At 46.9% G+C, this 25,917-nt stretch carries 15 protein-coding genes and 1 riboswitch; of the genes, 8 read left to right on the top strand and 7 right to left on the bottom strand.

The features are described from left to right. Entirely contained in the window at nt 1-2,307 is a 2,307-nt protein-coding gene (locus HUN04_13950) for a tetratricopeptide repeat protein (GenBank protein ID WDP90739.1), read from the bottom strand. Nucleotides 2,308-2,755: 448 nt separating this feature from the next. Beyond that, nucleotides 2,756-2,868, top strand: a riboswitch (cyclic di-GMP riboswitch). A 19-nt stretch (nt 2,869-2,887) separates the two neighbouring features. Here HUN04_13950 and HUN04_13945 point away from each other — a divergent pair. Next, a complete protein-coding gene (locus HUN04_13945) occupies nt 2,888-3,454 on the top strand; it encodes a PEP-CTERM sorting domain-containing protein (GenBank protein WDP90738.1) in 567 nt (188 codons plus the stop codon). Between the two features lie 99 nt (nt 3,455-3,553). Then, nucleotides 3,554-5,056, top strand: coding sequence for an apolipoprotein N-acyltransferase (gene lnt, locus HUN04_13940; GenBank protein WDP90737.1), 1,503 nt, complete (start codon nt 3,554-3,556; stop codon nt 5,054-5,056). 6 nt (nt 5,057-5,062) lie between these two features. On the opposite strand, the gene HUN04_13935 is transcribed toward lnt, so the two are convergent. The 3 genes from HUN04_13935 to HUN04_13925 all read right to left on the bottom strand — a co-directional run bounded on the left by HUN04_13935 (nt 5,063) and on the right by HUN04_13925 (nt 10,949). Continuing rightward, a complete protein-coding gene (locus HUN04_13935) occupies nt 5,063-7,003 on the bottom strand; it encodes a tetratricopeptide repeat protein (protein WDP90736.1) in 1,941 nt (646 codons plus the stop codon). A 309-nt stretch (nt 7,004-7,312) separates the two neighbouring features. Further along, nucleotides 7,313-9,565 (bottom strand): M6 family metalloprotease domain-containing protein, encoded by a 2,253-nt coding sequence (locus HUN04_13930; protein WDP90735.1) that lies wholly within the window; start codon nt 9,563-9,565, stop codon nt 7,313-7,315. 190 nt (nt 9,566-9,755) lie between these two features. Beyond that, nucleotides 9,756-10,949, bottom strand: a complete 1,194-nt coding sequence (locus HUN04_13925; protein ID WDP90734.1) for a hypothetical protein — start codon at nt 10,947-10,949, stop codon at nt 9,756-9,758. Nucleotides 10,950-11,484: 535 nt separating this feature from the next. Here HUN04_13925 and HUN04_13920 point away from each other — a divergent pair. Continuing rightward, the gene (locus tag HUN04_13920) at nt 11,485-12,324 is read left to right on the top strand and encodes a hypothetical protein (protein ID WDP90733.1); all 840 of its coding nucleotides are present in this window, start codon (nt 11,485-11,487) and stop codon (nt 12,322-12,324) included. Beyond that, on the top strand, nt 12,321-14,651 hold the full coding sequence (locus HUN04_13915; GenBank protein ID WDP90732.1) for a tetratricopeptide repeat protein: 2,331 nt from the start codon (nt 12,321-12,323) through the stop codon (nt 14,649-14,651). The genes HUN04_13920 and HUN04_13915 overlap by 4 nt, the downstream gene beginning before the upstream one ends. 24 nt (nt 14,652-14,675) lie before the next feature. Here HUN04_13915 and HUN04_13910 read toward each other — a convergent pair whose 3' ends face one another. Then, complete coding sequence (locus tag HUN04_13910) at nt 14,676-16,445, bottom strand: AAA family ATPase (GenBank protein ID WDP90731.1); 1,770 nt, start codon at nt 16,443-16,445, stop codon at nt 14,676-14,678. Continuing rightward, nucleotides 16,445-17,599 carry a hypothetical protein gene (locus HUN04_13905; protein ID WDP90730.1) on the bottom strand — a complete coding sequence of 385 codons (1,155 nt, stop codon included), beginning with the start codon at nt 17,597-17,599 and terminating at the stop codon, nt 16,445-16,447. Before HUN04_13905 ends, HUN04_13910 begins: the two co-directional genes overlap by 1 nt. A gap of 205 nt (nt 17,600-17,804) precedes the next feature. On the opposite strand from HUN04_13905, the gene HUN04_13900 reads away from it, so the two are divergent. Continuing rightward, nucleotides 17,805-18,032: a hypothetical protein gene (locus HUN04_13900; GenBank protein ID WDP90729.1), complete on the top strand. Its 228-nt coding sequence runs from the start codon at nt 17,805-17,807 to the stop codon at nt 18,030-18,032. A 79-nt stretch (nt 18,033-18,111) separates the two neighbouring features. Here the strand turns inward: HUN04_13900 and HUN04_13895 are convergent, their stop codons facing one another. Then, on the bottom strand, nt 18,112-19,707 hold the full coding sequence (locus tag HUN04_13895; protein ID WDP93290.1) for a Na+/H+ antiporter NhaC family protein: 1,596 nt from the start codon (nt 19,705-19,707) through the stop codon (nt 18,112-18,114). 483 nt (nt 19,708-20,190) lie between these two features. On the opposite strand from HUN04_13895, the gene nifJ reads away from it, so the two are divergent. From nifJ to HUN04_13880, 3 genes are all read left to right on the top strand, one after another. Further along, the gene (gene nifJ, locus HUN04_13890) at nt 20,191-23,703 is read left to right on the top strand and encodes a pyruvate:ferredoxin (flavodoxin) oxidoreductase (protein WDP90728.1); all 3,513 of its coding nucleotides are present in this window, start codon (nt 20,191-20,193) and stop codon (nt 23,701-23,703) included. Between the two features lie 177 nt (nt 23,704-23,880). Continuing rightward, a complete protein-coding gene (locus HUN04_13885; GenBank protein ID WDP90727.1) occupies nt 23,881-25,062 on the top strand; it encodes a peptidoglycan DD-metalloendopeptidase family protein in 1,182 nt (393 codons plus the stop codon). Between the two features lie 129 nt (nt 25,063-25,191). Beyond that, nucleotides 25,192-25,803 carry a helix-turn-helix domain-containing protein gene (locus tag HUN04_13880; GenBank protein ID WDP90726.1) on the top strand — a complete coding sequence of 204 codons (612 nt, stop codon included), beginning with the start codon at nt 25,192-25,194 and terminating at the stop codon, nt 25,801-25,803. Nucleotides 25,804-25,917 lie beyond the last annotated feature (114 nt).

Genomic DNA, 25,917 nt, shown 5'->3' with positions numbered 1-25,917 from the left:
TCAGATACCTTTTTGCTCCAGTTCTTCAAGAACCGATCTGGCCTCCTGTGCACCGGTAAACCCTTTATCTATCTCCAAGGCCCGCAATAGTTCTTTTTTTGCAAGGTCGAATTGTTCCTTCTTATGATAGGCAAGCCCCAGGTGGTAATGGACATCCGGGACGTCAGGGAGCTTCTTCAACACGTCCAAAAATTCATTCACGGCATTGCCGTAAAGTCCTTTCTTATAGTAAGTCCATCCCAGGGTGTCCATGATGTGCGGATCTTCCGGACGCTGCTCTTTTGCTATTTGGGCATATTTTAGCGCTTCATCATATTGGGAGGTTCTTTCTGTCAGAAGATAGGCAAGATTGTTGGCAGCAGCGGCAAATTCAGGATTGATCTCAAGCGCCTTCCTGTAATGGCTCTCTGCTTTGGTGAAATCGTTTTTCCCTTCATACAGACTCCCCAAGATCAGATGGGGGGCTGCAAGATTTGGATTCTTTTCAAGAATGGTGTTGTATTGGTGGATTGTTTCGTTTGGATTCCCTTTAATCATATAGATTCTGGCGAGGGCCCCGTATGATGCCAGCAGATCCGGATCTGAGTCAATGGCCTTTTCGTAAAATGTTTTTGCCTCATCCAGTTTCTTTTCCCTCATGTAGACTGAGGCGGTGAGGTTGTAAGTATAGGCCAATAATCGGCTGTTCTCCTTGTATATCTCAATTTGTTTCCGGCAGAGATTGTGGGCCCTATCGTACTTTTTTTGAACCACGCTGTTTCTTAACATTAATGCAAATATTTTTATGGACCTATTGTTTAAGGCGTAGGCTTTTTTTAATAACTCAGTAGAAGTGTCGTATTGCTTCAATCCGGATTTAATGGTCGCCAATAGGAAATATCCCCTTGGGCTATCCGGATTCAGGTCAATCAGCTTTTGATATGCCGCTTCCGCCTCATTTATTTTTCGGGAAGCCAGGTATGCATTACCCAATATTCCATAGGCATCTTCCGTGGATGGGTTCAATTTTACGATTTCTGATGCCTCTTTTGCTGCCAAGTCAAATGAACGGCTTTGAAGATATAGGTTGGCCAGCAGCAGGCGGGACTTGAGATGGTCCGGTTTCAGTTCAACAGCCTTGGTCACGAAAGCCGTTGCCTGATCAATGTTGCCTAATCCAATATGGCATAGTCCAATGAGATACTTGACCTGGGCGGAATTGGGTTCTTCTTTTTCTAGTTCTGACAGTATTCGAATGGCCGGGTCAAAATCTTTTTTAAAAATTAGAATCTCACTTTTAAGTTGCCTGGCAGGGTAAGAATTAGGCCTTGTCTCCAGAATTTCAGTGATCAGCCTTTCTGCGTCCTCCACTTTTTTATTTTTTAAATAAAATTTGGCCAGAATTTGTTTTGCATTACCTTTTTCATTATCAATTTCAACCGCTTGCTTTAATAGTGCCAGCGCTTTTTCATCCTTGTCGTTTAAATCGTAAAATCCTGCAAGGGTAAGGTAAGGTCTGAGAGAGTTCGGCTCAAGCGCCAATGCTTTTTTGTAGGCGCCTTCGGCTTGAAGATTTTTCTGGTTTTTTAAATAGAAATTTCCTAGTGTGATCAGGGGCGCCGCTTTGTCCGGATTCTCTTTGGTAATCAGTTTAAGCTGCTCTTCAGCTTTTGGGTGGTCTTTTCTGGCCATATAAAAACGAAATAGAGCAAGCCTTGAGGGGGTTTTATCGGCATCGGCGTCCAGTGCTTTGAGCAAAAGGGTCTCAGCCCGGCCATAATCTTTTTTCATGTATTCAAGCCTGGCCAGTCCTCGTAAGGAAGGAATGTGATGTTCATCTTGTTTCAGTATTCTTTTAAATAGTAAAGCCGAGTTTTCATAATCTTTTTCGCTGCCTAAAAGCTGTGCTTTCAAAAGCAGCGCCTCTTTATTGTTCTCGTCTTGCTCAAGGATCTTTTTTACCCTTGCCTTTGCCCCCTCCGGCCGCTTATTTAAAAGATAAAATTTAGCCAGAATAGCCAGTGCTTTTATATTTTCAGGAGAAATTGCCTCAGCTTGCGAATAGGCCTGGAATGCATCCTGTGCCTTTCCCAGTTTCATCATCGTGTCGCCAAGCCTTAAGAACGCATCTGTATACTTGGGGTCAGCCTGGATAGCGTTTTTAAATTCTATTTCAGCCTTTTTATACTGTTTTACTTCAAAATATGCATTCCCTGCATTGAAATGTTTGACTTTTTTTTCTTCTTTATTTGAGCATCCGGTAAACATCATGAGAGCCACTGCAAGCGTAACGGCTGTAACAGCAGTCAGTTTTATACGATATCTCATCAGGTATAATCTCCGTTATTGGATAGAAGCTTCATGTGATTAAAATGGCCCTTGATTGTTAGTATAATAATTTCAAAGAGTTAATTGGTAGCTGCGTTTGAGCCGGGGGCATTGTATTATGGGATGTAAGCCATTGTCAATAAAAGAAGGCCGGGTTTCAGCCGAAGTACTCACCTTGTATAAAAAAAGTCATATCATTATGTAAAACAGGTAATGTTTATGTGAAAAAAATAACACAGCTATCAATCGAACAGGCCGACTGAAAGGTGTGCAATAAATAAAATATTAAATTTATTCAAGAAAAGATGAAAATCTCCTGTGTGGTATTGAATAAAAATAGAATCAGACTTGTATGTTATTGGCATAGTAGTTGCTATAACCTTTAGTGATGTTCAGTAATCCGGAATTTCATCGGGTTGAAATTTTCAGGATCATTTAATTCTAATTTTCAAGAAAAGGCCACATCGGCCGAAAGGCCGATTCGGAAAGCCAAAGGGTTCTGTTTCTATAAAATTCAAAATTAGCCAAAAATTTTATATTTAAGAACAGCCGGTTGCCTTGGAAAAGAAAAGGAGGTTTTATGAAAAAGTTATTGGTGTTATTATTAATCGGGATGATTTGTGTATTCTCCAGCAATGCCTTTGCTGGCGCAGATTGGGCAGGCGAATACTATTTAGATTCCCTCTCTGTGACTCCTGTGGGAACAACTGATTGGACGACTTCTCCTGCCGAGCTCGTAGTAGGGCAAACTTATCAAGTTGATATTACAGCAGTATATGATGATGATAATCTTTCAGATGATTATCCTTATGTTGGTACAACAACCTTAGCATTGTCTATCGGTGCAGCAAGCTGGACTGATACTGCAAGCGCTTATGGCGTTATCTACGGTTCCGGTTCGGAAGAAAATGATGTTGACTGGGCTTACTATGACTTCCAGTTTGATATTACCATAGAGGCAGATATGCTGGATGAAACATATGCATCTTTTCTTTTAAGTGGCTCCGGTTGCCATGGTAATCTGAGCCAGGATATGGGTGATTATGATATAAATGTTTCTGCACCCATTCCTGAGCCAGGGACAATAATGCTTTTGGGACTTGGTCTTCTTAGTGTTGCTGGCATTTCCAGACGCAAAAAAGCATAATTCTTACGACGAATTGAAAGCACAGATCTAACGGGGGCTTGATATTTATCAAGCCCCTTATCATTTGTTATGCCTACAAAATCGGTTAATTATTGCATCTTGTCTGGAATTTTACTCGGGTTGGGAACTCCTTCCATAGGATTATGGCAGTTCTCATTTTTTGCATTTATTCCTCTTTTAACAGCCATTCAGTATCAATTTGACAAAGAGCGGATCTCTTTTTGGGCCATGTATGGGCTGGGGGTTCTGTTCAGTTATATTTATGCATCTTTTTGTTTTTATTGGCTATCAAATTTGAGCCTTTCGGCAATGTTTGCCGTTCCGGCTATTTATGCTGTAGTCTGCGGTTTTTTTGTTCCCGGTGTCATTTTGGGGATGAAATCCAGATTAAAAAATGTTGGGCTGTATTTGTGGATGGTCTTTCTCTGGGTTTCCCTTGAAGTTATTCTTTCCGACACTTTTTTTGCAATTCCTTCAATTGCTTTGGGATACCTTTTGTGGCCGGTTACTCCAATGATTCAGACGGCCGATATAACCGGGGTGTTCGGGACCAGTTTCTGGATCCTATTGGTTAATGTTTTGATATTGAGTCTTTTCCAGAAGGGGCTAAAAAGGAGTCTTATCCTTTTTAGTATTGTACTGTTGATCACTATTGTGATCGCAGGATACGGACAAGTTAAAATTAATCAGAAGAAGATACCTAAGTGCCCTTCAATAACTATCAATACAATTTACACTTCGGTCAAAACAAAGGATAAAGAAAAACGGAAATCTAGAAAAAGAATATTTAAACTTTTAAAACAAAAAACAGTCCAATCAATAGATACCTCTAATGATTCTCCGGATCTGGTTATCTGGCCTGAGACAAGTGTCCCGGTTTATCTTCGCTCTTTTCGCGAAAAGGAGTTCATTGAGGATTTAATCGGACTTGCAAGAAAATATCGATTGTCTATACTGATTGGTGCTCTTTCATTCAAGGTGAGAAAAGATCAACCTGTCAAACAGTATAATACTGCATTTCTAGTTCCTGATGAAAGTTATATCAGCCAAGAGTATCATAAAAAAATTCTCGTGCCCTTTACAGAAAAAAATCCTTTTGAGAAATTTTTACCACATAAAATATCGACAAAATTTAAATCCGAGTTTGATGCGGGAAAACATGATGGGATTATCAATCTTTCAAATGGAATAACATTTGGGACCATCATATGTTATGAAGCGTTTTTTCCCGATTTTGTAAGGAAATTAGCCATAAAGGACATTGGTTTTATCGTTAACATCACGAATGATCACCATGCGTTCAAGACATTGATGCCAGCATATGAAATACCATTATCCCATCTAGTCTTTAGAGCAGTGGAGAATCGGAAACACCTTGTAAGATCTGCTAACTGGGGATATTCACTAGTTGTCTCCCCTATGGGTGAACTAGTACAATGTTCATCCATAGGTCAGGATGGGTACTTTACTTCAAAGATAATCCCCCCAAGTTGTAGCACTTTTTTTTCAAAACATGGCTTTTTGTTTGCAAGGATACTTTTAATTTTAACCATGGTATGGTTGATAATAATTTTTGTGAAAGTTAAAAATCTGAATAAATAAGACTTTTCATAAAAGTGCATTCGGTATGGAATCTTTATATAATTTTCTCTGCTTTTCAAATAAGAAACTCTGTTTTAATAGATTTTTAGCAGTGTCTTGCTTACCGGTTTGTATCATCGTCATTCCCAAATGGTAACAGATTTCGGGGTTACCGGGTGCTTTTTCAATTGCTTTTTTCAATAGTTTTTCTGCCTCATCAAAATTGTCGGTTTTAAAAGCAAGCCATCCTTTTAAGTGAATTATGGACAAAGGTGCTATCTTTTCGTTTTTTTCAATTATTCGGAGCAGACGGTTCAGATTGTCGAATTCATTTAGATTGGCCAAAGTCCATGCCAATGACATCTGTAGACTTGGAGAATCAGGTTCGAAATTTAGGCCATTCTCATAGTTTTCTTTTGCGTGACTCCATTGCCCAAGCTTTTCAAGTAATTTACCATATACAAAATTGGCCATTATAAAATCAGGGCGTTCATTAGTTAGCGACTTATAGGCTTCTCCTGCTTCATTTATCATTCCCGCCTTCCCATAGGCCTGACTTAAATAAAATCGAATAGCATAGCTATTTTTAAAGGTTTTGTTTATCTTAATAAGCTCATTAATGGCAAGAGAATATTGTTCGGATAGAAGGTAAGATTCGGCGGTAATAAAACTTAGTAAAATGTTATTCTTTGAATCGTTGCTGTTTCTTTTTGCAATTGAGAGTGCTTCTTTATAAAATTTTTGGTCTAAACAAAAAAAGGCCAAGCCTATATCTGGCCCCATGGATGGTTGTGATAAGAGCTTTTCAAAACCAGATAAAGAAGCTATTTCGCTATAGGGTAGAGGGCCTTGCTTCATTTCTTTGACGGTTTCCGTTTTGTTATTCATTGAAAGATAAGAAATCGCTTTAAGTATGTGAAAATGTTTTATTTTGTCCGGGTGACTTATGCTATTCAGTATTCTTAAAGATTCGCTTGGTTTTTTGTCTACCAGAAATGCCAATGATTTTGTCAACATCAGGATATCGGCTAAATCACTCTTCAAAAGAACCTTGTCCATTTCATTCAATAAATTAATAGCTTTTCGAGGTTCCCGGTTGAGAATTAGTAGTTGGGCTTTAGTTAAATTAAGCTCAATATATTTTGGAGAGTTCCCTCTGTTCTCAAGTACTGAAAGGGCTTTGTTGATATCTCCTTTTGAGGCGTTGAATTTGGCTTTGATCATCGAACGAATCTCAGCATCGTAACCTTCTGCGTTTTCAATTGAAAGCGTTTTTTCTGCGTTTTCATAATCGTTTAATTTATAGTGAGCAACGGCTATCGAAATCTTAATTTTCGTTCGATTAATCTCATGTGATATGTCATTCGCATTTAGGGCTGCTTGATAATAAATAAGAGCGATTTTAGGTTTTCCAACCAAATCGTATGCATGCCCCATTTGATATAGAAGGCGAGCTGAATTGATATTCCGCATAAGGCCTGATTGACAAACTTTCATAGCTGCAAAAGGTTTTTTTTTTACCAAAAGCATATTCGTAATCAAAGAAAAGGATTGAACGGAAACATTTTCCTGGTTTTTTAATTTATCATATTCACTCATTGCTGAACCGAAGTCGCCTTTTCCAATAAGTACCGCCGCTTTGATGCCCATGATTTCAGTATCGTTTTTTTGGGAGGGAGGGAAAGCATTGATTGTTTCTAGGGCTCTTTTATGCATTCCATTGTTCAAATAATAAATCAATTCTTTTTTAATATCTTGTTTGTTTTCACTAAATTCCTCTTCTATGGCATCTTTAAGTTGAAAAAGAGTATTGCCATCATTATTGCTACTTTCCATTGGGGTGGTTTGAAGGCCCTGAGCATAATTGGGGATAAGGATGAATAAAGTGCCTACTACTACAGTGAATGTAAACAATTTAAAAGATTGATATATAGAGATAGAGGACTTTGCTAAATTAATCATCTTCATAATGATCTCCTAAAAGCGTCTATTTTATATGTTATCAATATTATAATATGAAAAAGCATATGGATTAGCATTCAATTCATTTAAGAGTGTGTAAAAATTCGATTAGAGGCATGTTAAAAATTAAGCACCCATAAGGTTGATATATAGTTTACGACAACACAGATATTTTAACTATAGAAGCCACCTCAAATACAATTCAATAAAACATATAATAATAATAAACTCCATAAAATTTCTATATCAATTTTGAAAAATGAGTAATGCGATAACAATTAGTCTGTCTTTTGATATTTTTGTTCCTTTTGGCAATTAATGACATTCCAATTCAACCCCCCATTTTTTCAAAGCGCCGGTATCCGCCTTCCAATTGTCACTGATATGCAGGGTCCAGTTTCCCTTTATATCGTCTTCGAGAAGGGTTGCAAGGGATGGCTGCGAAGCCAAGGTGAACTCTTTTTGAAGGATGCCTCTCCCAGAGCCCAGGGAATTAAAGGGCACAAGAATGGCTGAATGGCCGGCCGGGGATATCAGGGTGACGCTGAGGTCGCCATGGTAGGTGTGGGTGAGTTCACACCAGACCCGTATGTTTTTCAGGGCACCGGATTCAGTGACAGAGAGTACGGACCGGATGCCGGCCGGATTTTTGTCCGGAATGGGCAGATCCTCAGTCTTTTCTTTTTTGATGATATTTTTGCCTTGCTGGCAGACTGCTTCCACGGACCATTTGTTCAACCGGCCGGTATCTGCACCGGACAGATCACAGACCGTAAGCTCCCATGCCCCGGAAAGGGAGGTGCCTTTTAGGGATGATAACAGGACATCCGAGTCAAAGGATGCTTTCAAATCACTGCCGCCGGCGTTTTTACGGTTGATCAGGTTGATGCTGTCGCCGCCCGGTGCCTTTAAATCCACTTTAAGGTCCTGAATATAGGTGTGGGTAATATCGATACGAACCGCGATTTTTTCTATCATTCCCGATACCGGGAATACGATGGTATCTGTAATCCCCGAAGGATTATTGTCCGGGATCAGCCGCGAGGGTCTGGATTCTTTTGTCAGCACTTCCCCTTGTCGCCCCGAATCCCCCGGTATTCCGGTTTCAAAGGTGATGACCTCGCCGGCAGCGGAGATGTTAAAGAGGCTGAGGCCGGATTCCATGCCGCCCCAGGCCTTGGAAGAGGGAATGGTGTCCCTGGACAGTGCCAGTCCTTGAATTCCCTTAAACAGGTCAGCCTCATCCCCGCTGTTACGGTTGTTTTCAAGGTTCCGGGCGCCGTCGGCCTGGATCAGCGCGCATTGGTAATGCTTGTCAGCGGTCCCCCCCTGCCATTCATTGGATCCCTGGGTGTCACAATGGTAAACGGCCAGGCCGCTGGATTTACAGTGGCTGTCCAGGTTCAGGCGGCTGCGGTTTTCAACGATAAAATATTCATTGGGTTTGTCGGAAACCAGATATTTGTGAATGGTGTTGTAATCCCCGTGTCTGGCCTGGAACCGGCCCGGTGTGTTGATAAGGATTTCATTGTCTGCCCATCCGGCCAGGTGCCGAAGATAGCCGCACACCGGCGCCGGGGACCGGCCCTGGTTGAGATGGCTGCCTGAGGACATCAGGCAATATGCGCCCAGGCCTGCGCTGGGATCTGTATCCCCGTCCCTTTTCCCGTAATCGTAAAGGTCAGGAAAACGGCAGATCAGATGGCCGGCTTCATGGCAGAAGGTGCCGATTTTCATGTCCACGGGCCGGCGCCCCAGGCTCTGGATCGTATACAGGTTGCACCGCATGCCGTTGTGGGAATAATTCATAACGTGGTTATGGGGCCACAGCCAGTTTTGATAAAGGGTCTGGCCGGCATAGAGAAAATTGACCGCATCCACCACACCCCTCTGGCGGCAGTCAAAACGGGAGAGGTCCACGCCGAAATCGTTGATGGCGATATTCAGGGCTTCCTCCATCAGCGGGGTCTGGATATAATGGGTCCTGTTTTTGCTCAGGCGAACCGGGCCGACCACCGCATTGGTATATTCCAGGCGGTTGCTGGAAATGGTCTGGTAATAGGTTTTCACAGAGCAGGCATTGCCGTAGGCATTGAAATTATCGCCGTTCAGCAGGTCCTCAACATGTCCTTTCTCTATATCAGAAGTGATGTCCTGAAAATCCACCAGGATGGTCAATCCCATGACCCTGGGCTCCATGCTCAATTGGGTGCCGGATAAAAGCCCCTGATTTCTTCCCAGGGTAGCTGAAACCCCAGGCGGCGGTGAGCCTTCTGGTCTCATGGCCTGGAATTTTTTTTCAAAATTTTCGTTTCTCAATTTTTTGTCTTCCTGGATATGGCGGACAAGTCCCAAGGGAACGGGTTTATATGTCGGGGCGCCGCTGGAGACCAGTTGCCCCTTTGCCGGCAACGCATAGCAGTACAGATCCAGGTTGGTGTCGTATACCACGGTATACCCATCCAGTGTTTCATACCTGGCATAAAATTCGTCACCAAATACCCTGAGTTGAATATCGTTCCCGTTTTTCTGCGGGAAGGTTCTAATTTTACCTAGAACTAAACACATAGACGGTCTCCTTATTTGTATTAAGATTTGCAGGGCTGCAGCCATTGGGCGCTGGGTGGTAGAAGTGTCCCACAAATTCGGACCATAGAACCAGGATCTGTGTGCTGCAATCAAAGCAGGAGAAGACTGCAGATATAATCTGATTAGGACGGACGTTGTTTTTTGTCAAGGAGAGTGTGAAAAAATTATATTATGGACACATGTTTTCTTCATCCATCATGAGCGGTGTTTCCCAATAGACATCTGTGTTTTTTATATCAAGGATATAAAAAGGATAATAGCCCATTCTAATGTATTGCCGGACGGTCCCGTTCAGGACAACCCGGCCGCAGTTATGAATAAATCCCCCGTCGTTGTAGATATTCCCTGTAATATAAAGCACCCCATTGGCCTCGGGCATCATCAGGCCGTCGCTGGAAATATAACCATTGCGAATTTGTGATTGTGTGCCAGGGATAAAAATACCTGAATGAACAGAGAGTTCTTCCACATGGATATTATCCGTGGCGACCTGATACCTGGTATCAATTTCAAGGGAATAAAATGAGGTGTCCCCGCTTATTGTCTGGGGGCGGTCGCCGTCGAAAATAACCTGCCCTGAAAATGTATCAAACTCGCCTGAATTATCCCAGTCCCCTGTTATGCGAAGCACGGCATCATCAACAAGCCTGAATCTACCTTTTTTATGTATTTTCACATCCCCCATAATATATTCGCCAGGGCCCTTTAAAATCAACGTCCCTTCAATAATGGAAACTGAATCAATGGGGGATGAACCCGGAAGAAGAATGACTGAAGAATTGTTGGAAATATGAATAGCCGGGATGGGATTCTCAGGGCAGATTTCATAAGTATGGGCATCATTATAATTTATCACGCTTGGCTCTGTATTCCCTGTGACTGTGAGGGAATCTGATTCAGCGGAAAATATCCGGTACCTGTAATGAAGCCCGGCACTATCAATTCTAAGGAACTCAACAGCACCTGTGTGGTTTTTATAGTGAAAAATCAGGATGCCGCCGAATGTTTCTGTTGCAGGTTTTGTTTCAGAGCAGGGGAACACAATCATATTGGGGGATGAGAGATTAGAACTGGGCAGATCATCCATTTGGTCCCAGGAACTTTCTCCCTTGTATGAATTGTACCCCTTTGTTTTCCATGTTTGGGGACCGGTATCGATATTGGCAACAGACAGTCCATTGACCGGGTAAATATAGCCGAAATAACTATTGGCCCGACTCCATGGAATTGAAACAATTCCTAAATCAATGTGCTGGCCAATTGCGGCAATGTTTTGTTTTTCTATGGAATCCCCCAACGATTGGGGCACCGGACATAACAGGCACATCATGATAATCATCACTCCGCAGACAACAGGTTTCATTAATAGAGTTCCTTACTAATCGCAAAAAAACATGTTTAGCCCAACATGTTTTAACACGGGATTGCAATACAGCCGGGCAGAAATCAGTTCACTGACGGCTAATCGCAAATTGTGAGCCAGGGGATAAAATTCTATTTGTTGCTGTTTAAAAGCCTAATAGATTAAGTGGGTTGATTGATATGGGCGATTTCGACGGGGAAATAAAATTAAAATATATAGAAAAAAGTGAAGGGGTTTCAATACATCCATTCAGAGAGAAACAGAGGCCGGTCATAAAGAATGGCTTGAAACATATTTAATTATAGGGATGATATACATATTGTATGGTATTTACTACGGTAGAGGAAACACATCCGTGATATCTCGTTTTTTATGCACATGATCGTTTATTCCATAGAAACGCTTTTTCCTAGATCAAGGGGCTTGAAATTTGTCGATAAAAACGCTTGATTTTTAAGCTTGTTTAATACTATTGGGATGTAGGGACTCATCAATTAAAATTTCGTTGGTTTAGAGGAAGCGGTAAAAGGAGGTAATGGTCCATACTATTTTGAAAGTAACGGTCTTGTCATTGGTGGTTACCCTGCTGGTCTGCACAGGAACGGCCTATGCCTGGTTTCATCATCCTGCCGAGCAGGAGAGTTCGCCGGCCTTTGACGGTGCCAGAATCCATAAAAGCCCATTTGGCCGTTATGCCATTTTGCCAAACAGGGGCACGATGGAAGGCGAGCTTCAGGGCTGGGACTTTTCCGGTGATGGAACAAGGGTGAAAACCGGAGAACTCAATATTGATATTCCGTTTAATTTATTGAAGAAAATGGTGGTCAATACCGAGGCCTTTCTTGACCGCCAGATAGCTGCCAATCTGAAGGTAAAAAATATTCTTGAAGAATACTTGGCGGCCAAGAAAAGGAATGCTGAGCTGTTGAAAGATTTAAGTATTCCGTATCTTGAACGAAACGACACAATTAAAAAGAAAATTTCCCCGCAGGTTGCTGAGGCCCTTGAGCCCGCCCATGAAATAAGAAAGAAATTAGCGGATGTTATTTTGTTTCAAAAAGAAGGGAAAGAGAAACTGGTGGTCCAAAAAAGTCTTGATTTTCAGGAAGCCTGGTATGGGGAAAAAAAGGAGGATTTAGATGCTTTACCCAATGGGGAACAATTATCATCAGCCTCAGAAAACGGATACGCTAAAAAATCACAGAGAGCGGGAAGGTATGCCACCAACTATGGCCATGAAACAGAGTTGCCATGGATTTTCGCTTTTGGATTGAAATTACTACGATATGTGATTGAAAATAGAATTGCGATTTTTGCTTGGGCGGCTGTTATGGTCATTGCCGGCCTGATCGGTATGCTGGTGGTGACACGGTGAAAAATAAGCGGAAAAAGGTTGCCGTTATCGGTGCCAGTTTTTTGATCTCTGCGATGATAGCCGGGCTTCTGGTGGCGGGCCTGGTGTTTTGGCAATTTTCCGGCTCAGATCAATCCTTTGAAAAATTGGGGGATAAGGCATTTGAACGGGGAGCATATGCCGAGGCCCTTCACCATTGGCGGCGTGCCAAAGATCTTACCGAATTTGCGGGACGGCTATACGAAAAGATGGGCACGGCTTATTTGAAATTATCAAATTTGGATCAGGCCGAGAACCTCTTTAGAAAAGCGTTGCAGGCGTCGCCTGGGAAATTAAGCATTCAAATGCAGGTGATTCGGATTTCGTTGATCAGAGGCGATCTCGGACAAGCTGAAAATCTATTATCTAAATTGATGGAAACCCATGGGGCCTCACCTTTGGTAATGGTGCTTTCCGGGGATCTATCCATGCTGAAAGGGGAATTGGCAAAAGGGGAAACTGCATACAAAAAAGCCGTAGCCCTTCTACCCGGTCAGATTCGGCCCCGGCTGAAATTGGCCATCTGCCTCCGGGAACAGAAAAAAGGATTTGAGGCCGGCAGAATGGTTACCCGATGCAGGGAGGAGGGGGTTACGGCCCCCATGGATCTGATGCTGTTGGCGGATTATTTTATTCTGGCAGATGATAATGCAAGGGCCGAGAGTACAATGTTACGGGCGATTAACGCCGCCCCTGAAAACCTTGAGTTCAGAATCCGGCTTTGTCTGTATTACCGTTCACTTGGAATGAAGGAAAAGGCTGTTACCTGTTTAAAATCCCTTGTTCAGGACTGGCCGGATAATGATGAGTTCAAGATGCAGCTGGCGGATATTTATCTGTCCATCCAGGATATGGCCGGAGCTGAGAAGTTACTGGATGAATTGAAACAACGGGATATGGACAGCCTGGGGTATAATCTGCTCATGGGAAAGTACTGGCTTCTCAAAGGACGGTATTCCCATGCTGTTTCTTTCCTGAAAACAGCGTTGGAAAAAACATACAGCCTTGTGTCTGCCCATTATCTTTTGGGGGTGGCTTATCTTGCAGGGAGCCAGACCAAGCTGGCTGAACAGGCTTTTATTGATGCTTTGATGCTGGACCCTGGCTACGGAGAATCACTTTTGGCACTGGCAGTACTGAATTATAAAAACAGGCATTATATGCTCGCCTCCCAATATATAGACAGGTTTTTGGGGATAGACTCTTCCCATGCCGATGCATGGAAGGTCAAGGGACTTTCTTCTATGGGAGAGGGAAATGTGGCCGCTGCCTTGTCTGCTTTCACCAAAGCCTGGTATCTAGGAGATATTTCGGCATTGATTTTCCTTGGACAGGGGTTTGAGGCTTCGGGCAAGCGGAAGGAAGCCCTGGAAAGCTACGGGGACGTCATTGAAAAAATGCCTGGCATGTATGAGGCCCTGTTTGGCTATGCACGTCTTATGGTTGATGCGGGTCAAGGCAGCCAGGTGCTTGCCAAGATTGACAGGATGGCGAAGGTCAAGAAGAGTTCTGCAGTGTATTATGCAGGTGCCAGAATCAGCCTGGAACTAAAAGAGTATGACCGGTGCCGGGCCTATCTTGACCAGGCAATGGGTCAAAAGCCGGTATCCGGTGCCTTTTACTTATTGCAGGCCGAATTGTTCCAGGCCACCGGGAACCCGCAGGATGCTGAACGGGTGCTGATCCAGTGTACGGTAGAACACCCCCGGTTTCAGGACGGCTGGCTCCGCCTGTCGAGTTATTATGTGGAAAGAATGAATATTGACAGGGCGGCGGAGGTGTTGGAACTGGCCCTGAAATCCTTTCCAGACCATCCCCAGATTATGGGGAATATGGCCTGGCTGCTGTTGGAAAAGGGGGACGATCTCGACAGGGCGCTCGATTTGGCCAGAACGGCCTATGACCGGATGCCGGAGCAGGCCTGGCTCATGGATACACTGGGGTGGGCCTACTACCATAAGAAAATTTATTCCCAGGCGGAGTGGATGCTGGCCCAGGCGGAAGAACTGGTGTCTGGATCGGGGATGGTCCAATATCATCTTGGAATGGCTTTTTACCGGCAGGCGAAACTTTCGGAAGCAAGGGATAAGTTGGAAGCCTCTTTGGCATGTGATGATCTCAGGGCAAAGGACCGGGAAGCTGCCCGAAAGGTGTTGGCCGGGTTGAATGGAAAACCGGATCCGGAAGAACAAAATCCATTTGATCCTGATAACGAGTCTGTTTTGGATCCCATGAAGATGCCGGGAATGTCTGATGAGGTTGAAGATATTTTACAGCCGGATTGGAGCAATCTGAATCCGGAAATGTAGCTTTGAACGGAAATATGAGTTTGATTAATATTTTTGAGGGTTTAATACTTTAATTTCTACCCGGCGGTTCATTTTTCGGCCCCAGGGCGTTGTGTTGGATTCAATGGGGTCCCGCCCTCCCCTGCCTTCTATTGTCATTTGATTTTCTTTTACGCCCCGGCCCAATAGAAAGCTTTTTACGATATTGGCCCGGAATTCTGAGAGTTTTAGATTATAGTTGTCGTATCCTTGGGAATCGGTGTGGCCGGTGATGCGGACCTGGGCTTCGGGGTAGAGGCTTAGCGTTTTTGCGAAGTGTTCCAGATCTGATAGGCCTTTGGGGGTAAAATCGTTGGTGTTGTATTGGAAACGAATGATGATGGTTTCTTCAGGAAGCGGCGGGATTGGGCGGGGGGGAGATTCTTTTTTTTCTGGAAGAGGGGCGGTGGGCGTTTTCTGTACCGTTGTGACCAAGGGGGTCGGTGCTTCGTCTGGGGGGGCGGGAACTTCTTTTTCGATGATGACAGAAACGGGTTCTGGGGTTTCATCCGACAGAGACCCGGGCGCCGCTTTTAAGGGGACTGGTGCTGGTGAAGGCGTCGGTTCCGGTGGGGTATGAGTTTGGGATTCTGTTTGCCGGGGAGTGGGGTCTGTTCCGGATCCGGGTTCCTGGGGGGTTGTGGGCTGTTTCGGAGATTCCGCGGGCAGAGGGCTGCCGGTTAAGACCGCCAGGCTGTCGCCGGCCCTTTTTTTTATGGTGGCCAAGGTGGCATTGAAATGGTTCGGGAACATAAATACCCATATCAGGAGCAAGGCTGAGGCAAATACCAGGACGCCGGTCCAGGGGAAGCGGGATGCGGGCCGGGCCGGTGGTGCCGGATAGGGATATGGGGGCGGCTGTATGGGGTATACAGGCGGTGCCGGCTGGTGTGGTCTCTTGGGGACGGCCGGACGGGGGGGCTGCGGTACTTTGGATTCGGTAAATCCGTTAATGTCCCGGTTGCGCACGTAGGCCGGGATTTTCAGCTCTTTGGCGCATTCGCTGATGATTGAGGCGTCGATGAGCCGTTGTTCTTTGACATACCCGGAGAGCAGGGCATGGTCGCATAGGATGTTGATTCGCCTGGGAAAGCCGCCGGAGTATAAGAATACTTCCTGAACGGCCCCGTGGTCGAAAAGTTTTTCTTCGGTGCCGGCCACCTTGAGGCGGTGGCGGATATAGGCCTCTGTCTCTTCCGGGGTCAGGGGATCAATGTTGTAATTCAGGGTCATGCGCTGGCGGACGGCACGATTCTGGGGGCGATTGAGGATTTCGTTGAATTCGTTCTGTCCGATGAAAAATATATTGATCAGTTTGGTGTCGGTCTTTTCGATGTTGGAGAGCAGCCGGATTTCTTCCAGCATTTCCTGGGTGAGGAGTTGGGCCTCGTCGATGATTAGAAGTACCTTTTTATTGTTTTCATTGGCCTTGATGAGAAAATTTCTGAAATGACCTAGAAACGCCCCCTTGGAATTGAATTCCCTGTCCATGCCGAAGGCGGCGGCAATGTAATTGAGCAGGTCCAGCTTGTCCAAACTGGGATCGGGTACGGTGGTGCAGATCACATCGGGCCCCAGGCTCTGGATCAGGGCGTTGATCAGGGAGGTTTTGCCGGTGCCTACGTCCCCGGTGAGCAGGAGGAAGCCTTTATTGTCCAGAATACCGTAGCGGAGGGTGGCCAGGGCTTCTTTGTGCTTTTCGCCGAACCACATGAAGGCTGGATCGGTGCTGATCCGGAAAGGTTTTTTATTGAGGCCGAAAAACTGGGTATACATTATAAATTTTGGAGAAACTCCATATCCTTATTCTGGGTGTTTTTAGTGCCGATGACCACGACTTCGGTCCGGTTCTTTTCCTTTTTAAAATAGAGTCGGCCATTGTATGCGAAAAGGACTTCAAAGCAGGTGCTTTTATGCTTTTTACCTGAAAACACCTTTCGCTTAATAATGACTGAATCCGGATCTCGGTCCAGGTGGTGGATGGTTTCTTCTGCCTTGATCTGTTGTTCGTCGGTAAGGCCGATGAATCCGGTCAGGGCTTTGCGGTTCATATTTACATTTTTATAAAGGGCGGTTAAACGCTTGGAAAGAAACTCAAATTCATTACGTTTGGATTTGCCGCTTTTGCGGCGTTCGTATTTTTCTAATGTGGTTTTCAGTTCAGTGATTTCTTCATCTTTTTCCTTTTTCATCATAATAAAGGAGTTGAGCTGGTCTTCCAGGGAGAGGATTTCCTTGAACATTTCTTCTTCATTGATTTTGGCCTTTTTTTGGGATTTTTGGTATTTCTTATTAAGTTCACTGATATTCTTAAATAAGCCCTGGCGTTCTTCACTTAGGTCTTTGAGGATTTTTTCATGGTGTTTTTCTTCTTTTTTCAGGTCGCTGATCAGGGCGTCCTGTGTTTTTCTGGCATGAAGGGCTTTTCTGGCCCCTCTTTTGTAAAAGATGAAAAACAGGGAGAGGGAAAGGGTGGAATAAAAGGCCAGTATGATGTTGGCGATGAGGGCACCGTGGTCCAGGTTGAGGCTGATTTTGACCTGGAGATCTTCGTTTAGGATTTTTAGGTTTTTGTCGGCAATGAGCTGGGCATCGTACTGGACGGCCGGAGATGCAGCGGGAAAGTCCGTACCAATGTATATGGGATAGATAATTTTGCCTTTGGCTGTGATGATACGGATATCCAGGTTGAGGCCGGCTCTGGCAGTAAGGAAATCTTGATCCAGAAAATTTTGGATGTTTTTGGCAACCTGCTCTTCCAGGGGCATTCTTCCGTTAAGCAGGTCATCGGCATTTCCTATAAATATATTCTGGATTTTCCGGGTGTAGCTTTTTTCCAGCGCATGGTCGCAGCCGGCGAGGGTGACAATGTAAAATACCGGGGTGAGCAGGAGGCAGAGAATGGCAATTTTAATGGGAAAAAATCTCATGGCATTTGTCTTAATCCGTCAGTCTATTATATCCGGATGATACACCGGTTGGCTGACCATACCTTAGGTAGGTTAAGTTTTCAAGATACCATACATTATCTGCTTAGGAAATCTTGTGGCATTGAATAAAAATTTGTGGTTTACTGGAATTCTCAATAAATTTTATGAAACTTTAGTTCAGGAGAGAATTTCAGGGGGAAAGGAAATGACAGAAGAAAAAAACAAAAAGACGCCCAGGCCGCCGCAGATGAGCCCCTATGTGTTTACGGCCCTGTTAATGGGGTTCGGCCTCTGGTGTTTCTGGGACGGATGGATTACCACGGATCCGGAGATGCAGAAACATGCCTTGTTTAACAAGGTGCTCAGCGGGGTTTTGATTCCCTGGGCGGTGTGGGATTTTTTTAAAGTGAAGAAAACTTACAAAAAAAAATAAGTGTTTCATTAAAATTGCTCAGGCCGGTTCATGTTCCGTGAACCGGCCTGAGCTTTTACTATCTTAGATTATATATAGATTATATCTGGTCTATTTTTTTGCCGGCAAGGTGGACGGTTGCGGCCACAGCCGCAAGGCCCAGGGGCAATACGAAATAGACCGGCAGTCCAAGTCCCACCGGGATATATCCAAATATGATTGTCAGTGCGCCCACGCTCAAGGCGTAAACGATCTGAGTTTTTACATGGTCGATATGGTCACAGGACGCCCCCATGGAGGAGAGGATGGTGGTATCCGAGATGGGCGAGCAGTGGTCGCCGAAAATAGCGCCGGTGAGGACGGCCCCAACATTCATAAGCAGATATCCATAATCCGGGGAAATTGAATACGCCAGGGGAATGGCCAGGGGCATGAGAATGCCCATGGTGCCGTATGAGGTGCCCGTGGCAAAAGAAATAAAGGACCCCAGAATAAAGATGATGGAGGGCAGGATAAAGGTCGGAATCTTATCCGAGAGCACCTGGATAAGGAATGCGGCGGTGCCAAGTTCCTTAATTACAGAGCTCAACGACCAGGCCAAAAGCAGGATGACGCCGGTGATGATCAGGGATTTTACCCCCTGTACCCAGTGGCCCACTGCCTCTTCAAAGGTGAAGAGTTTTCTGACAACCCCCATGAGGATGGCCACCACCCCGGCAAAGAGGGCGGCCTGGAAGAGTACGATGGAGGCGTCCGAGGCACCGAAGGCTTCCCGCATGGCCGTGAATGAAAAAGGGGAATCGTTGAGCAGGGCGATGAGCGCCTTGTCTTCTCCGCCCATGATAGCACCCTTGCCGTTGAGATAGAATCCCAGGAATGATCCGACGATGAGCGTGGAAATGGGGATGATGGCGTTCCAGACGCAGAGTTTAATATTCTCATCCGGCTCCATGGCTTTCATGTCATGGGAGGCCGAAAGGTTGGAACCGGGGGCGGCCACATCACCGGTTTTCCTGGCCCGCTGTTCCGCTTTGAGCATGGGGCCGAATTCTTTCAGGGCCACGGCGGTCACGACAATGAAAAACAATATAAAAATATTGTAAAATCTGTAGGGGATGGTCTCGACGAACACACCGTAGGCGTTGGCGTCAATGCCGACACCTGCCAGCCCGTCCTTGATGAGCCCGACTTCATAGGCGACCCAGGTGGAAATCAGGGCAATACCGGCGATGGGGGCGGCGGTGGCGTCTATAATAAAGGATAATTTTTCCCGGGAGATTTTCATCTTGTCCGTTACCGGCCGCATGATAGGGCCCACGGTGAGGGAGTTGGCATAATCGTCAAAGAAGATGAGCAGGCCCATGACCCAGGTGACCAGCTGGGTGGAGACGGCGGTTTTGGCCCGTTTGGCCAGGGCTTCGGCAATGGCCTTGGTGCCGCCCATTTTTGACACCACGGCGATCAGGCCGCCGATGGTCAGGCACTGGAGTACGATGCCGGCGTTCCAGGAATCGGCCAGGGAAGAGATGATGTTGCCGGTGAGCATGGAAAAACCGCCCACCACGGCGTTGAATATATCAACGCCTTTCAGGGAAAGCATAAAGGTTCCCGAAAAAATCCCCATGAACAGGGAGATCACCACGTTTCTGGAAATGAAGGCCAGGGAAATGGCCACCAGGGGGGGCACCAGGGTCATCACCCCGAATCTTTCTGCATTGGCGGCCGCCACGGCCGGATCTGCAGCAAACAAGGCGGCCGGGGCCGCCAGGCATATGAGAAATGCGGCCAATATCAGCCGCAGGTTAGGTCTTAAAACAGGCACAATTCAACTCCGTTTTTTGGGTCTGGTTTTTATAAGTGTTGCTACTTGGGTAACAACCTAATTGTCTGTATTTACAACAAATACGACAGAGGCATATGCCACATTTGCAAATGGTTCTCAAGGATTTTATTTATTATTTTTCATCTTGACCTTGGGGGCGGATTATGTGATACAGGGATTTTGTTTTTAAACAATAGATTGCTTATTTATTAAATAAATTTAATTTATTTAGTTTGCTCTATTCATAAACAAATGCTTGTTTTTTCGCCATGTTTACAAGTCCTGCGATATGTTGTATATGTGGCGGGTTATATTGGGATTAATGTCGTTCTCATTATTTTACGAGAGGTGAACACTATGAAAAAAAGAATGCAGACCATTGACGGAAATACTGCGGCGACCCACGTGGCTTATGCCATGAGCGAGGTGTCCGCCATATATCCGATCACCCCTTCAAGCCCCCTTGGCGAGATTGCCGACTCCTGGGCCGCCAAGGGTAGAAAGAATATTTTCGGTCAGGTCGTTGATATCAAGCAGATGCAGTCCGAGGCCGGTGCGGCCGGTGCGGTCCACGGCGCCCTTGTCGCCGGAGCTATGACCTCCACCTTTACCGCATCCCAGGGACTTCTGCTCAAGATCCCCAATATGTATAAGATATCCGGCGAACTGCTCCCCAGTGTGTTTCATGTTACCGCCCGCTCCATTTCCGCCCACGCCCTCTCCATTTTCGGTGATCACCAGGACGTGATGGCCGCCCGCCAGACCGGTTTTGCCATGCTGGCCTCTTCTTCCGTCCAGGAAGCCCAGGACCTTGCCCTGGTCGCCCATCTGGCCACCGTGGAAGCCCGGGTGCCCTTCCTGCATTTCTATGACGGCTTCAGGACCTCCCACGAGATCCAGAAGATTGAAATGATCGAATATGAAGACATGGCCAAACTGTTCAACTATGAGGCCTACAGGGAATTTAAAGACAGGGCGTTGAACCCCGAACATCCGGACACCCGCGGCACCGCCCAGAATCCGGACATATATTTCCAGGGCCGTGAGGCTGCCAATAAGTATTATCTGGAAGTGCCCTCCATTGTTAAAAAGTACATGAAAAAGGTGGGGGAACTCACCGGCCGCAATTACAAACCCTTCGACTATGTGGGCGATCCCGAAGCCGACCGGGTCATCGTGGCCATGGGGTCTGGCTGCGAAGCCATTGAAGAATCCATTGAAAAGCTGAACACAGAAGGCGAACGCCTCGGCCTCATCAAGGTCCGGCTCTACCGCCCCTTTGATACCGAAGCCTTCCTCCAGACCGTTCCCGCCACCGTGGAAACCGTCACCGTCCTCGACCGGACCAAGGAGCCCGGCGCCATTGGCGAACCCCTGTACCAGGACGTCTGTACCGCTTTCATGGAATACGGCGAAGGCCCCCAGATCGTGGGCGGCCGCTACGGCCTCTCCTCCAAGGAGTTCAACCCCTCAATGGTCAAAGCGGTTTATGACAACATGAAGGCCATTGCCCCGAAAAACCACTTCACCGTGGGCATTGTCGATGATGTTACCCACACCTCCCTGGACGTGACCACCGGTTTTGATCCCGCCCCCGCCGGCACCATCGCCGCCAAGTTCTGGGGCCTGGGTTCCGACGGTACTGTCGGCGCAAACCAGTCCGCCATCAAGATCATCGGCGACAATACCGACAAGTATGCCCAGGGTTATTTCGCCTATGACTCCAAGAAGTCCGGCGGCCTCACCGTATCCCATCTGCGGTTCGGTGATGTAAAGATCAAATCCACCTACCTGATCGAGAATCCGGATTTTGTTGCCGTCCACAAGTCAAACTACGTGGAGCTTTACGATGTGCTCAAGGGCATCAAGGAGGGCGGCACCTTCCTGCTTAACTCCGAGTGGGCCACCATTGCGGACCTGGAAAAGAACATTCCGGGCGATGTGCGCAAGACCATCTGCGATAAAAAACTGAATTTCTACAATATTGATGCCGTGAAGATTGCCGGTGAAGTGGGCTTGGGCAACCGGATCAACATGATCATGCAGACCTGCTTCTTCAACCTGGCCAATGTGCTGGATGTTGAAAAAGCCATCGCCCTGCTCAAAGAAGACATCAAAATGAAGTTCGGCAAAAAAGGCGAAGCCATCGTCAACATGAACATCGAAGCCGTTGACAAGACCCTGGACAAACTGGTCAAAGTCGATGTGCCCGATTCCTGGAGCGGTGCCGTTTCCGAGCCTGTTGAGGTAGAATCCGCCACTCCCTTTGTCGATAACGTCATGCGCAAGATCAACGCCCAGGGCGGCGACGACCTCCCGGTCTCCGCATTCTCCGTGGACGGTGTCTTTGAAAACGGCAGCGCCCAGTATGAAAAACGGGGCGTGGCCATCAACGTCCCCGAATGGATCCCTGAAAACTGCATCCAGTGCAACCAGTGCTCATTTGTCTGCCCCCATGCGGCCATCATTCCCATTGTGGCCACCGAGGAGGAACTGGCCGGTGCTCCCGCAACCTTTATTACTGAAAAGGGCAAGGGCAAAGGCATGGACCAGTTCAAGTTCAGAATGCAGGTTAATCCCCTGGACTGCCAGGGCTGCGGCAACTGCGCCGACATCTGCCCGGCCAAGACGCCTGCCCTTGTGATGAAACCACTGGCCACCCAGGTGGAGGCAGAAGCGGTGAACCATAAGTTCTCCCTCTCCGTGCCCTTTAAGACCGATGTACTTAAACGGGAAACCCTCAAGGGCAGCCAGCTGTGGAAGCCCCTGCTGGAGTTCTCCGGCGCCTGCTCCGGCTGCGGCGAGACCCCCTATGTGAAGCTGATCACCCAGCTCTTCGGCGAAAGAATGACCGTTGCCAACGCAACGGGCTGTTCTTCCATCTGGGGCGGCTCCGCCCCCTCCACACCCTATTGCACCAATGCCGACGGCGAAGGTCCGGCCTGGGCCTCTTCCCTGTTTGAGGATGCGGCTGAATACGGGTACGGCATGATGCTGGCCACCAATTCCAGACGGAAGACCCTGGCCGCCGCCATGCAGAATGCCATTGACGCCGGTGTCTCCGACGAGGTGAAAGCGGCCATGGACGGCTGGCTGGCCGGCAAGGACGATGCGGCAGAATCCAAAAAGTATGGCGATGCCCTGAAATCCCTGCTCAAGGATGAAAAAGGGGGAATGCTCAAGGAAATTTATGCCGACCGCGACCTGTTCGTGAAAAAATCCCACTGGATCTTCGGCGGCGACGGATGGGGCTATGATATCGGCTTCGGCGGCGTGGACCATGTCCTGGCATCCGGTGATGACATCAATATCCTGATCATGGATACCGAGGTCTACTCCAACACCGGCGGCCAGTCCTCCAAGGCCACTCCCACCGGTGCCATTGCCAAATATGCCGCCACCGGCAAAAAGATCGGCAAAAAGGATATGGGGCGGATGATGATGAGCTACGGCTATGTCTACGTGGCGCAGATCTCCATGGGCGCCAACAAGAATCAGGCTCTGAAGGCCATTCTGGAAGCGGAAGCCTATCCCGGACCCTCACTGGTTATTGCCTACGCTCCCTGCATCAACCAGGGCATTAAGAAAGGCATGGGAAAATCCCAGCTGGAAGCCAAGCTGGCCGTTGAATCCGGTTACTGGCCCATGTACCGCTTTAATCCCCAGTTGATCAAGGACGGAAAGAATCCTTTCACCCTGGATTACAAGGCGCCGGACGGCACCCTCCAGGAGTTCCTGGGCGGCGAGGTTCGTTTTGCAGCCCTTGAAAAGAGTTTTCCCGAGGAATCCAAGAGGCTCAGAGCCAAGATCGAAGATGAAGTGAACGATAAATACACCATGCTCAAGATGATGGCCGACGCAGATAAATAATTCTGCAGGCCGGATCAATTAACCCGGAAAGGGCCGGAAAATTCGTTTTCCGGCCCTTTTTGCGTAAAAATACTTTACTATTGCGGCCGGGTTTATTATTTTGCCTCGGATTGGCCTGCACATGCCAGGTTGAGTTGAATTGGGTTGAAGTTGAATAAGACAGTTAATAAGGGATATATGAGATCAGGCAGTACCTTCAGGTTAATACAGGCTATAATTGTATTTATTGTTGTAATTTTTTTATCGGCCGGTTCCGCAGCCGCCCTGGAACGCGTTTCCGGGAAGGTGCAGCGGGGCGCCACGGCCTCCTCTCTTCTTAATGATTACCTGCCCCTGAAGACCATTCTGTCCCTTGAAAAACAGGCCAGGGACGTGTTCCCCCTGACACGTATCCGCCAGGGCCGGCCCTATAAAATTTATCTGGATGATAAACAATTTGTTTCCTTTGAATATGAAATAAACGCCCGGGACTGCCTGGTGATCGAGAAAACCAAAGCCGGTTATGCCGTTTCGAAATCACCCATCAAATACGATCTTAAACCCGAAGTGGTGGCGGTGGAAATCCGCACCTCACTGGCTGAAGCCGTTCAGCGGGCCGGGGAACGCAATACCCTGACCTGGCGGCTGGCCGACATTTTTGCCTGGGATATCGACTTTATCCGGGATATCAAGCCCGGTGACCGATTTGAGGCCCTGGTGGAAAAGCGGTTCAGGGAGGGAAAATTCTGCGGATACGCCGATATCAAGGCCGCCTTCTTTACCAACCAGGGCACCGTTTACAAGGCCTTTCTCCATGAGGATGAATCCGGCCGGAAAAGATACTACGACGAAACCGGAGGTTCCCTTGAAAAAGCCTTTTTAAAGGCCCCTCTTAATTACTCCCGGATTTCCTCTGCGTTTTCAACCCGTCGCTATCACCCTATTCTGAAAAAGTACAGGGCCCACCCCGGGGTGGATTATGCGGCCCCCAAAAACACCCCCATCAAAGCCGTGGCCGATGGGGTGATCACCAGCATCTACTACAATAAAACCACCGGCCGCCAAATTACTCTCCGCCATTTTTCAGGGTATGAAACCTCCTATTTCCATATGAATAAATATGCCAGGGGCATGAAAAAGGGCAGAAAAGTGGTTCAGGGCGAAGTCATCGGCTATGTGGGGAAAACCGGTTTGGCCACGGGATACCACCTCTGCTTCCGCATGCGGAAAAACGGGCGGCCGGTAAATCCGCTGAAACAGACGCCCAGCGCCGGTAAACCGGTGAGTAAAAAGAATTTGCTGGGGTTCCATCTTTTGGCGGAAAGATATTCCCAGCAGATCCAGGCCCACAATAAGCTTGCCGGGTCCGCCATTCAGTAGCATTCAACCGACAAAATCTATGGCTTTTGACGGATGGTTTCTCCTATGCCTTGATCTGAAAGTTTCATCGTGCTAAACTTTTTTTTAATTTTTTAAATGTGATTAAAAATTAATACAAGAGGCTGACTGATGTCCCCCCCCCAGATGGAAACCAAGGTCAAGGAAGAAGTGGCTGCCCTGAACCTGGGCAATAAAATCCGGAATCTCAGAAAACACAGGGCGTTAACCCTTCAGGAAGTCTCAGATCTCACCGGCCTGTCAAAGCCGCTGCTGTCACAGATTGAAAACAATATTGCCGCACCGCCCATCGCCACCCTGATAAAGATTTCCACGGCCCTGGGGGTGAAGATTTCTCATTTTTTCCAGGACCAGAACATGGACGACCGTATCGTGGTGGTCCGGAAAAAAGACCGGTATGGTGTAAAAAAACTCTTCCACCATAAAAACGAAAACCGCATCGGTTACAAATGGGAGTCCCTGGCCTATCCCATGGTGGGCAAACAGATGGAGCCCTTTGTGGTGGAAATCGAGCCCAGGGAGGAAAAAGACCTCCTGTTCAACGACCACAAGGGCGAAGAATTCCATTTTATTCTGGACGGCATCGTGGAGTTCAGAACCGCTGACCAGGTCCACCACCTGAAAAAGGGTGACAGCCTTTATTTTGATTCCAGCATTCCCCATGCCCTGCGCGGGATCGGCGGTATTGCCAAGTCCCTGATCGTCATTGTTACCCCCAAATAATTGTCGGCGCCACCAGCGTTTCCCAACCGGCAGGGCCTGAGTCCCGGGCGTCTCTTTGCAAAAAAAAGATGAAATTTTAAACTATTTGGAGTAGTCTTCCAAATTTTAGTAATG

Origin of the sequence: Desulfobacter sp. (assembly GCA_028768525.1) — a bacterium.
Lineage (GTDB): Bacteria > Desulfobacterota > Desulfobacteria > Desulfobacterales > Desulfobacteraceae > Desulfobacter.
The sequence above is the reverse complement of the archived record's forward strand: the minus strand, read 5'-3'. Positions and strand labels throughout refer to the sequence as shown.

Coding starts and splice junctions, on each gene's coding strand:
- HUN04_13950 (WDP90739.1), bottom strand. CDS start 2,307: ATGAGATATCGTATAAAACTGACTGCTGTTACAGCCGTTACGCTTGCA.
- HUN04_13945 (WDP90738.1), top strand. CDS start 2,888: ATGAAAAAGTTATTGGTGTTATTATTAATCGGGATGATTTGTGTATTC.
- HUN04_13935 (WDP90736.1), bottom strand. CDS start 7,003: ATGAAGATGATTAATTTAGCAAAGTCCTCTATCTCTATATATCAATCT.
- HUN04_13930 (WDP90735.1), bottom strand. CDS start 9,565: ATGTGTTTAGTTCTAGGTAAAATTAGAACCTTCCCGCAGAAAAACGGG.
- HUN04_13925 (WDP90734.1), bottom strand. CDS start 10,949: ATGAAACCTGTTGTCTGCGGAGTGATGATTATCATGATGTGCCTGTTA.
- HUN04_13920 (WDP90733.1), top strand. CDS start 11,485: ATGGTCCATACTATTTTGAAAGTAACGGTCTTGTCATTGGTGGTTACC.
- HUN04_13910 (WDP90731.1), bottom strand. CDS start 16,445: ATGTATACCCAGTTTTTCGGCCTCAATAAAAAACCTTTCCGGATCAGC.
- HUN04_13905 (WDP90730.1), bottom strand. CDS start 17,599: ATGAGATTTTTTCCCATTAAAATTGCCATTCTCTGCCTCCTGCTCACC.
- HUN04_13900 (WDP90729.1), top strand. CDS start 17,805: ATGACAGAAGAAAAAAACAAAAAGACGCCCAGGCCGCCGCAGATGAGC.
- HUN04_13895 (WDP93290.1), bottom strand. CDS start 19,707: ATGACCCTGGTGCCCCCCCTGGTGGCCATTTCCCTGGCCTTCATTTCC.
- nifJ (WDP90728.1), top strand. CDS start 20,191: ATGAAAAAAAGAATGCAGACCATTGACGGAAATACTGCGGCGACCCAC.
- HUN04_13885 (WDP90727.1), top strand. CDS start 23,881: ATGAGATCAGGCAGTACCTTCAGGTTAATACAGGCTATAATTGTATTT.
- HUN04_13880 (WDP90726.1), top strand. CDS start 25,192: ATGTCCCCCCCCCAGATGGAAACCAAGGTCAAGGAAGAAGTGGCTGCC.